The organism is Streptomyces sp. NPDC037271 (assembly GCF_055603605.1).
Genome location: NZ_JBVJVN010000046.1, coordinates 1 through 8,316 on the forward strand (window position 1 = coordinate 1; position 8,316 = coordinate 8,316).

At 73.0% G+C, this 8,316-nt stretch carries 10 protein-coding genes; all 10 read left to right on the top strand.

All coding sequences use genetic code 11. From position 1 onward, the window contains the following. The first annotated feature begins 213 nt into the window (after positions 1-213). The 10 genes from ACZ7G3_RS35540 (at position 214) to ACZ7G3_RS35585 (ending at position 7,864) form a co-directional block, all read left to right on the top strand. Entirely contained in the window at positions 214-447 is a 234-nt protein-coding gene (locus ACZ7G3_RS35540; RefSeq protein ID WP_470930825.1) for a hypothetical protein, read from the top strand. 211 nt (positions 448-658) lie between these two features. After that, on the top strand, positions 659-2,632 hold the full coding sequence (locus tag ACZ7G3_RS35545) for a P-loop NTPase family protein (protein WP_470930827.1): 1,974 nt from the start codon (positions 659-661) through the stop codon (positions 2,630-2,632). Beyond that, positions 2,632-2,913 (top strand): hypothetical protein, encoded by a 282-nt coding sequence (locus ACZ7G3_RS35550; RefSeq protein WP_470930829.1) that lies wholly within the window; start codon positions 2,632-2,634, stop codon positions 2,911-2,913. Before ACZ7G3_RS35545 ends, ACZ7G3_RS35550 begins: the two co-directional genes overlap by 1 nt. Before the next feature lie 2 nt (positions 2,914-2,915). Then, complete coding sequence (locus ACZ7G3_RS35555; protein WP_470930831.1) at positions 2,916-3,788, top strand: protein spdB; 873 nt, start codon at positions 2,916-2,918, stop codon at positions 3,786-3,788. Further along, positions 3,785-3,988, top strand: a complete 204-nt coding sequence (locus tag ACZ7G3_RS35560; RefSeq protein WP_470930833.1) for a hypothetical protein — start codon at positions 3,785-3,787, stop codon at positions 3,986-3,988. Before ACZ7G3_RS35555 ends, ACZ7G3_RS35560 begins: the two co-directional genes overlap by 4 nt. A gap of 9 nt (positions 3,989-3,997) precedes the next feature. Next, positions 3,998-4,156: a hypothetical protein gene (locus ACZ7G3_RS35565; protein ID WP_470930835.1), complete on the top strand. Its 159-nt coding sequence runs from the start codon at positions 3,998-4,000 to the stop codon at positions 4,154-4,156. A 59-nt stretch (positions 4,157-4,215) separates the two neighbouring features. Further along, positions 4,216-4,464 (top strand): hypothetical protein, encoded by a 249-nt coding sequence (locus tag ACZ7G3_RS35570; RefSeq protein WP_470930837.1) that lies wholly within the window; start codon positions 4,216-4,218, stop codon positions 4,462-4,464. A gap of 653 nt (positions 4,465-5,117) precedes the next feature. Further along, the gene (locus ACZ7G3_RS35575; RefSeq protein ID WP_470930839.1) at positions 5,118-6,446 is read left to right on the top strand and encodes a rep family protein; all 1,329 of its coding nucleotides are present in this window, start codon (positions 5,118-5,120) and stop codon (positions 6,444-6,446) included. Positions 6,447-6,954: 508 nt separating this feature from the next. Then, positions 6,955-7,164, top strand: a complete 210-nt coding sequence (locus ACZ7G3_RS35580) for a hypothetical protein (RefSeq protein ID WP_470930841.1) — start codon at positions 6,955-6,957, stop codon at positions 7,162-7,164. Between the two features lie 460 nt (positions 7,165-7,624). After that, a complete protein-coding gene (locus ACZ7G3_RS35585) occupies positions 7,625-7,864 on the top strand; it encodes a hypothetical protein (protein WP_470930843.1) in 240 nt (79 codons plus the stop codon). The last annotated feature ends 452 nt before the right edge of the window (positions 7,865-8,316 follow it).

Here is an 8,316-nt window from a genome sequence, read left to right on the forward strand (position 1 = left end):
CGGCCTCACCCCTCGGGGTCGGGGGTTGGGTGGGGGCGGGGGGGGGGGGGGGGGGGGGGGGGAACCGCAGACCCCCCCCCCCCCCCCCCCCGGCCCGGGACGGGCCGCCTTGATCGAGTAGGGAAAGTTGTATCGCGGAATCGCCAGACTGGCATATGCCATATCGTGTGTAGCGGTTGCAGCGCCCGTAGCGACCGTGCCAGCCTGTAGCACATGGCAGACAGTGAACTGACTCCCCGGATACTGCGGGAGCGAGCCGAGAACGAGCTGCGGCCCGTCGCTCAGCGCAGGGTCGAACTCCTTGCCGAACTGGAGACGGTGGATCGGGAGCTCCGGCCGCTCGTTCAGAAGGCCGTTGCGGCGGAGGTGAGCTACCGCCGGATCAGCTCTCTGTCGGGCCTCTCCCCAACCACGATCCGGGCCTGGTCCCGGGACCCCGGGGAGTGATCGAAAACTAGGCTCCCTCGCGCGCGCACGCGTAGGGCCCCCCTCCTGGAAACAGGGCCAACCCGGAAACCCGCAGGTCACGCGCCTGTTGCGGGGGCAACCGGGGGCGCGTGTGCAACCGGGGGGAGCAACCACCCAAAACAGGCGGGCCGGACCGCCGCTGGAACGACGAATCCGGCCCTAGATCCACGCACCTGATGAGAGGACAACCGTGGACCTGAAGGCAGTCTCTACGAAGATCGCGGACGGCTCCAAGTCGGCCGCCGGAACGATCAACACCGTGCTCGACAGCATGGCGCCGACCTTCGCGCCGCTGGCGGCCCGCTGGGACGCTGAGGCGGACCGCCGGGCGAAGCTGAGGACGCCCGAGAACCTGCGGGCGCTGATGGACGCTCAGAAGGCGCACAACTCGGCTCGGTCGACGGCGGCGTCGGCTCGGTCGCAGCGGTCGGCGGCGCGCAAGGCGTCGTCCAACCCCTTCTCGACTGGTCGTCGGGCGGCTCGCACGGCGGACAAGGCCGCGCGCCAGCACCGCGACGACGCGCGGGGGAAGCTCAAGAAGGCGCGGCTGTCGTACCCGACGACGCTGAAGGCTCGGGCGATTCAGGCGCACGCGGTCCATGCGGTGCCGGGCGCCGGCCTCTCGGTCCTGGGCTGGGATCAGGCGTGGGGCGCCTACCCGGCGTCGGCGTCGGTCCTGCTCATCGCGGCGAACGCGGCGGCCCTCGCGCTCGGTCGGCGTCAGCCCCGGGTCGAGGTCGAGGACGGGCTGTCGGTCGAGGAGCGGCAGCTGGTCGCGCGGCTGGACCCGTCGTACTGGGTGCAGCACGCGGCCGACCGTGGTCTGTCCGGCACGGTCACCACGCCCGCGACGGTCGGCACGGCCGGGATCGAGTGCGACGTGCGGCTCGACGGCGAATGGTCCGTGGGCAAGCTCCGGAAGGCGGCCGACGCGGTGCGCGCCCTGCTCGGGGCGCGGACGGACCTCCCGATGATGATCGGGCCCGGCCCGCGCGGCGGCTGGGGAGTGATCCGGCTGCGGACGCGGTCGGCGGCTCCGGACGGCATCGTCGTCTGGCGGCCGGGAGACGCACTCGGCATCGACATGACCACCGGTGAGGACGTCGATGTGCCGCTCGGGCACCGGGTCCTGGTCGCGGGCATGTCCGGCTCGGGCAAGTCGACCGCGTCTCGCCCGCTGCTGGCGAAGGCGTCGGAGGGTCCGACGACCGTGCTCGTGATCATCGACCTGAAGAAGGTCGAAGGGCGGCTGTGGGACCACCGGGCCCGCGTCGCCCATACGCCTATTGAGGTCGCGGCGCTGGTCACAGAGCTGGTCGAGGAGCTGAACGACCGCCTGGACGTGCTGCCCAAGGGACAGGCGACGCTGATCCCGACGGCGGAGCGTCCCAGGATCACGGTCGTCGTCGACGAGGGCGCCGAGGTCATGTCCTCGTGCCGGAAGGTCGAGGTGATCACCGGCTACACCGAGAAGGGCGCCCCGATCATCGAGAAGGTCGACGCGCTTGAAGGGCTCGACACCATCGCAAGGATGGGCCGCGCGGCCTGCATCGATCTCTGGTGGATGACGCAGTCTCCGACCTACGGCGACGGCGTCCCCCGGCAGATCGCCAAGCAGCTCGGTCTGCGGATCGGCCTCGCGGTCGAGTCGCCGACCGAGGCCCGTGTCGTGTTCGGGGAGTCCGCGCAGGAGAAGGGCTGGAAGGCCGACGAACTCCCGATGCCGGGCGTCGCGATGGTGCGGGACGGCAAGCGCAAGCCGGACCCGGTCAAGGTCCGGTACATGGACGATGACGCGGTGATCCGGCTGCCTGATCAGCCGATCTGGCACCGGCGTGAGGAGTCGCCTGCCGGAACGGCCGGCGCCCCCGCCCCGTTGCGGCTGGTCAAGGACACGACCGACTACGTCATCGCGCCGCCGCAGGAGAGCCCCGCGGCTGCCGTCCCGTCCCAGCCGACCAAGCAGCCGACCAACCGGGAGCGGGTCGCCGCCGCCGTGGCGTCCGGTGCCGCGACGGCGGCCGACGTCGCCCTGGTGACCGGCATCAACAAGGGCTCGGTCAGCAAGGCGCTCAAGGTGCTCATCGAGGCCGGGGAGATCGAGCGGTCCGCCGACGGCGTCCTGTCCGTCGCCACCACGCAGGCCGGGGAGGTGTCGGCCTGATGCGCACTCCCGACGCCCAGCTCCGCGCCGGACACGTCCCGTCCGCGCTCCTGCCCGACGGCGCCGACCCCCGCACGGTCGTCGTCGTCCACCACCAGGCCGCCGACCGCGACTGGACCGGCCCCATCGTCCTGGTCCTGGTCGCCGCAGCCGGATCGGTCGGCGTCGTCATGACGCTGTGCTTGCTGCTCCAGGTCGCCGCCACCACGGCGACCGCGATCGCCGCCGCCGCCCCGGCCGGGGTCGGTCTGTCCGTCTCGCTGGCCCGGAAGGGGAAGTGACCATGCAGAAGCGCTCGATGACCGCCGCCCCGGCGGTCGCCATGACGGCCGTGTCGATGGTGCTGACCCTCGCGGTGGTCGTGATGTGGCTCGGGGAGTCGATGCACTGGGGCGTCGCCCTGGTCGTCGGTCTCGGCATCGACGGTGGCTGGCTGGCCACCCTCGCGTACGACCGGCGCCTTGCCGCGCAGGGCGACCACTCCCGCCCGATCACCGTGATCGGGTGGGGATTCGGCGCTGTGGCGACTGCGGTTCTGGTCGTGCACGCGCTGGGGGAGGAGTCCGCCGGCGCCTGGCTCGCGGTCGCCTGGCTGCCCCTCGCGGCGAAGGCCTTGTGGCTCGTGCACGGGCTGTGGGAGCGGACCGCGCTCACCCCGGACGCCCTGGACCAGATCCGTGACATCCAGCAGGACGCCCGCGACAGGGCGGCCGTGGCCCGTGCCCAGCTCCGGGCAGAGGCCGGTACGGAGGTGACCCGGCTGGAGGCTGTGACCGGCGCCGGGGCCCGGGTCGCCCGCGTCCAGGCCGAGACGGCCGGGGAGCTGGCGTCGGCGTGGTCGACGCTGGAGGCGGCCCGCGAGGGAGAGGGCACGGCACGCGCCCTGACCTGCGTCACCTCCCGCGTCACGCCCGCGTCGCCGCCCTCCTGGCGGCTGCCCGTCTGGGGGCCCACGGAGCCCGTCCCGGCCATCGAGGCGCAGTCGGCGGAGGTGGTCCCGCTCAGCAACGAGGAGATCGACTCGATCATGTCGGGGCTGCTCGACTCCGGGTCGTACCGGGTCGCGGCCGCGCGCTTCCGGGAGATGGGCTACTCCGCCGGGGAGGCTCGGCTCCAAGCGTCGTGGCGCCGCGTCACGCGGGAGGTGGCCGCGTGATCGCCGCCCTGTACCTCGCGTCCGTCCTGGCGGCCGTCGTGGTCCTGGCGGTGGCCCTCCGCCGCCGCCCGGTCCCGGCCCCGCCCGAAGCGCCGGCGCCGACCCCGGCCCCCGCCCTCGCGGTCGAAGGCGGCGCGGAGATCCGCGTGATCCTCGCCGCTACCCACCAGCTCGCCGCCCGACTCAGCACCGCTGCCTAGGAGGACCTCATGGACGCTCAGCTCAAGGACACCGCCTGGGAGGCGGTCCGCCAGCTCCGCAAGGCGGCCTACCGCCTCCAGGACCACCACCAGGACCCGGAGGCCGCCGAGATGCTCGCCGCCGCCGACGCCCTCGCCGACGCCCTCGCCACCCACCCGATCGCCTGACCGACCACCCGCGGGGGGCGCCTGCCGAACGGCCGGCGCCCCGGCACCCGGAGGACACCATGACCGACACCCGTTGCCCCGCGGCTCACCCCGAGGACCCGACCCCGTGCGACGGCCCGCCCGTCGTGACCGTGCTCGACCGCCACAACGCCGGGGCGGACGGCTGCGAGCACCACGGCGCCCGGCTCCTCGCCTCGCTCGACGGCGGCAGGGTCTACCGGCTGCCCGACGCGCCGGACGGCGCCGCGATCCGCGTCTTCAAAACGGCCGGAACCCTCCCGCCGTACGCCTGGCGCGCACAAGCCTGACCGCACGTCAAAGCCCCGCCGGATCACCGGCGGGGCTTCCTTCGGCCCTTCAAGTCACACCAGCCCCGTGGGCCCTTGGTGTGGCGGGGGGAACCTCCTGGCGCGATCGGTGCCAGGATCACCACAAGCCCAAAGAGCAACGGGCCGGGAGGTCAGAGCCCCGGCCCGTCCGCTCCCCGACTCGCGCCCTTAGCCAGGCGAGACAGGAAACGTTGCTCGTGCCCAGAGTACGGAGCGAAGCCCCGGCATTGCCAGATCGGCCCGCCACGGTTGCGCGGCTAACCCCCGCCCGTGAGCGGAGTGCGGCCATGATCCAGACAGCCCGTGGCCCCCGCTGCCACTGCGGGACCCCAATTGCCCACACACCGGGCAAACGCCCCAAGATCTACTGCTCCGAGGCGTGCCGGTCGGCCGCGCGCCGGGAGATCGCTCGTGTGGCGCGGGACGCCTCACGAGGCAAATCCGGTCGCCTTGGGAAGGAAACAACAGAGTTTCGCTCCCCCTCCCCACCTGCGGAAACGTCGGCCGGGGCAAATCCGGTCGCGGAACGCGACCGGAGTGCGCGTGAGCGCCGCTCCCGCCGGTACGCGGGCCGCCGGACGCTCTGGACGATCTCCGGGGAACGGGCCTGCCAGGGGTGCGGTCGGACGCTCATGGACCCCGACGCCGGGGTGATCTTCGCCCGGACGGCGGCCGGAGCGGCCGTGGCCCTGGGCCTGCTCAAGTGCGGGCGGATCTGGCTCTGCCCGGTCTGCTCCGCGAAGATCCGGCACGGCCGGTCTGAGGAGATCACCGAAGCGGTCGTCTCCTGGCTGCGCCAGGGCGGGCGGGCCTACCTGGTCACCTTCACCGCCCGACACACGGCCGCCGACCGGCTCAGCGACCTCATGGACGCCCTGCAGGGCACCCGCGCGGACGCCGAGACCGGCACGAAGCGGCAGCCCGGCGCCTACCAGCGGTTGATCACCGGGGCGGCCTGGGCGGGTGACAAGCGGCGCAAGTCCAACCAGACAGGGATCAAGGGCCGGATCGGCTACATCGGCATGATCCGCGCCACGGAGGTCACGGTCGGGGAAGGGGCGGGCTGGCACCCCCACATCCACGCGATCGTGCTGGTCGGCGGTGAGGTCACCGTTCACAAGGACCCCGTGACCAAGAAGATCACCAGTCGGGAGATCACCGGCACGTTCACCCCGTCCAAGGACGCGCTCACGGAGTGGGAGGACCGCTGGCGGGCGGTCTGGACCCGCCACCTGGGGCAGGTGGACCCCGGCTTCCGGCCCACCGACCGGTGCGCGATCCCGGGCTGCACCTGCGACGGCAAGGGCCACGGCGTCGACTTCAAGCAGCTGCACACCGAGCGCGACGCCCAGCAGCTCGGGGAGTACATCGCGAAGACCCAGGACGGCCGTAGCCCCGCGCTGGAGCTGGCACGCGGCGACCTCAAGGGCGGCCGACAGGGCAACATGACGCCCTTCGAACTCCTGGGGCGGATCGGCGACCTGATGGGCGGTGTGCCCGAGGCAGACGCGGCCGGACACGGCTCCCTGGCTTGGGGGCTCGACCGGTGGGCCGAGTACGAGACGGCCGTCTCCGGTCGCCGCGCGATCGAGTGGACCCGCTACCTGCGCCCGCTCCTTGGGCTGACCGGCGGCGACACCGAAGACGACGACATGGACGTCCTCTTCCAGATCGACGGCGCCGACGGCTTCCGCGACGGCGTCCAGATCTGGGATCGGGCCTGGGCCGGACTCGTCGGCCGGTCGCTCGACCTGGCCGTAGTCGAGGCGGTCGAGGGGCGGGAGATCGACATGGAGGCGCTGGGCGACCTGGTGCAGTCCGCCGGGCAATCCCGGGCCTTCCTGCGGGTGCTCACCCCCCCGGAGGTGGCGGAGCTGTACGACGAACTGCTCGGCACCCTTGCCCGCAGACGCGAGCTGGCCGCCGAACGTCGTAAGGCAGAGGCGGAGTCGGCCGAGTAGGTCGTGCTCCTGGTGCTCGCCGCCGTACGTCATCCCGGTGACGTACGGCGGGAGTCGGTCACGTACTCGAGGAACGCGGCCGGGATCCGGCTCCGAGGAACCGCCGGCCACTCCGGTCGGCGGTCACCTCCTGGCGCTCGATGACGTCGTTCGGATCGGTGGCCCGCTCGATGGGCAGCAGCCGCGGGGCGGTGTCCGTCGGTGTGGTGGTCGTCGCAAGGGAAGGGGTTGCGCGGCTTGCCCGCCGTTCCCCCATCGTCACGGCCAACACCGAGATCCCTGGAGGAGACGTGAGCACCCAGCAGCAGCCGACGCCACAGCCGACCGAGGCGCCGGCGCCCCCGCCGGGTCCTGAGCCCCGGCGGGAGTTCGCTCGGAAAGGGGCCCTGGCGGTGATCAGTGGCGCGGTGTCTGGGACCGCGCGAGCGCTCTGGACGCACGCCCTGGGGGATGACTCCTGACGTCTGACCCGCCGCGCCAGAAGACGTGCCGCGTACGGTCGTCAGCCATGAACCGAATGCAGGTCTGCCAGCAGTGCGGTGTGCCGTTCGAGCTGGCGTCGACAGGCCGACCGCCCAAGTACTGCTCCTCGACGTGCCGGAAGAACGCATGGCATGAGGAGAAGACCCGCCAGCAGGTCGACGCGGCGGTGGAGGCCGAACGTCGCCGGATCGCCGATGCTCTCGGACTGACCGCCGAGGCCGGTGGTCCTGCATGACCGGCGATACCCCCAGAACGCCGGACGGCACCAAGCTCTGCGCCTGGTGCGGCTCCGAGATCAAGCAATCCGGGGTCGGCCGCAGCCGGGACTACTGCCGTCGGTCCTGCCGTCAGAGGGCGTACGAGGCCCGGCGCCAACGCGAGGCGATCGTGTCCGCTGTGGCGTCGGCCGTCGCACGCCGAGATACGTCACGTGACGAAATTCGGCGGCCCTCCATTCCGTCACGTGACGAAACTAAAGCCGCAGCTCAGAGCACGGTTCCTGCCCCGGATCTGCCGGACCCCCGACTGCGGCTGGCCGGTCCGCCTGCTCCTCTGCCGCCGGGTCCATCGATCCGCAAACGGCGGCGGTTGCTCCCGCCCCCGCCGGGGCAGGCTCGGCCCGGTTCTGAAAAGGGCTGACGCCGTGACTGATGATCGCTAGGGTCCGTTTGCATCAGTGATCACGGGGAGGGCTGATGCGCTACCAGGACCACGACCAGGACCAGGAGTTAGCGGCGGTGCTGGCCGCTCTGCTCCTGGTCGGCGGGACGCTCATCGTGCGGGAGCTGTTGGGGCTGTGGCCTGCTGTGGCGGTCGGCATGGGCCCGATCCTCGCGGCCTACTGCGGCCCGCCCGCTGCCCGCCGGATAGTCGCCGAGGCTGAGGTCCGGCGGTTCCGCCGGCGCCTTGCCCACCACGACCGGACAGCCGGATGACCCGCCACGACGGAGCCGCACGGCTGAACAGCTCGACGGCGCCCACCACATCGCGGCAGCAGCCGCCCCCCGTCAGCCCACGACGGGGCTCAGGGTCGCCTCACGCGGCTCAGCATCGCGACGGCGGGGGTACGGCGGTCCGGAAGGCTGACAGGCGCTCAGACGGCCGTCCAGCGCCACGAGTCCCCCTCCCCTCCCCGCCAGCCCTTGCCCACGGGACCACCGAGCCGCCGCAGTCGGCAGTGGCGGCGTCACGTAAACCGCCCACCGATGCCGCCCCACCGGCGCGCGGGCCGGTCGGCGGCCGGGCCGGAGCGGGACGGAGGCAGGAGCGTCGGCCGGGCCGGGGGCCGGGCCGCGGGGGGGGGGGGGGGGGGGGGGGGGGGGGGGGGGGGGGGGGGGGGGGGGGGGGGGGGGGGGGGGGGGGGGGGGGGGGGGGGGGGGGGGGGGGG

Coding starts and splice junctions, on each gene's coding strand:
- ACZ7G3_RS35565 (WP_470930835.1), top strand. CDS start 3,998: ATGGACGCTCAGCTCAAGGACACCGCCTGGGAGGCGGTCCGCCAGCTC.
- ACZ7G3_RS35550 (WP_470930829.1), top strand. CDS start 2,632: ATGCGCACTCCCGACGCCCAGCTCCGCGCCGGACACGTCCCGTCCGCG.
- ACZ7G3_RS35585 (WP_470930843.1), top strand. CDS start 7,625: ATGCGCTACCAGGACCACGACCAGGACCAGGAGTTAGCGGCGGTGCTG.
- ACZ7G3_RS35540 (WP_470930825.1), top strand. CDS start 214: ATGGCAGACAGTGAACTGACTCCCCGGATACTGCGGGAGCGAGCCGAG.
- ACZ7G3_RS35575 (WP_470930839.1), top strand. CDS start 5,118: ATGGACCCCGACGCCGGGGTGATCTTCGCCCGGACGGCGGCCGGAGCG.
- ACZ7G3_RS35580 (WP_470930841.1), top strand. CDS start 6,955: ATGAACCGAATGCAGGTCTGCCAGCAGTGCGGTGTGCCGTTCGAGCTG.
- ACZ7G3_RS35570 (WP_470930837.1), top strand. CDS start 4,216: ATGACCGACACCCGTTGCCCCGCGGCTCACCCCGAGGACCCGACCCCG.
- ACZ7G3_RS35555 (WP_470930831.1), top strand. CDS start 2,916: ATGCAGAAGCGCTCGATGACCGCCGCCCCGGCGGTCGCCATGACGGCC.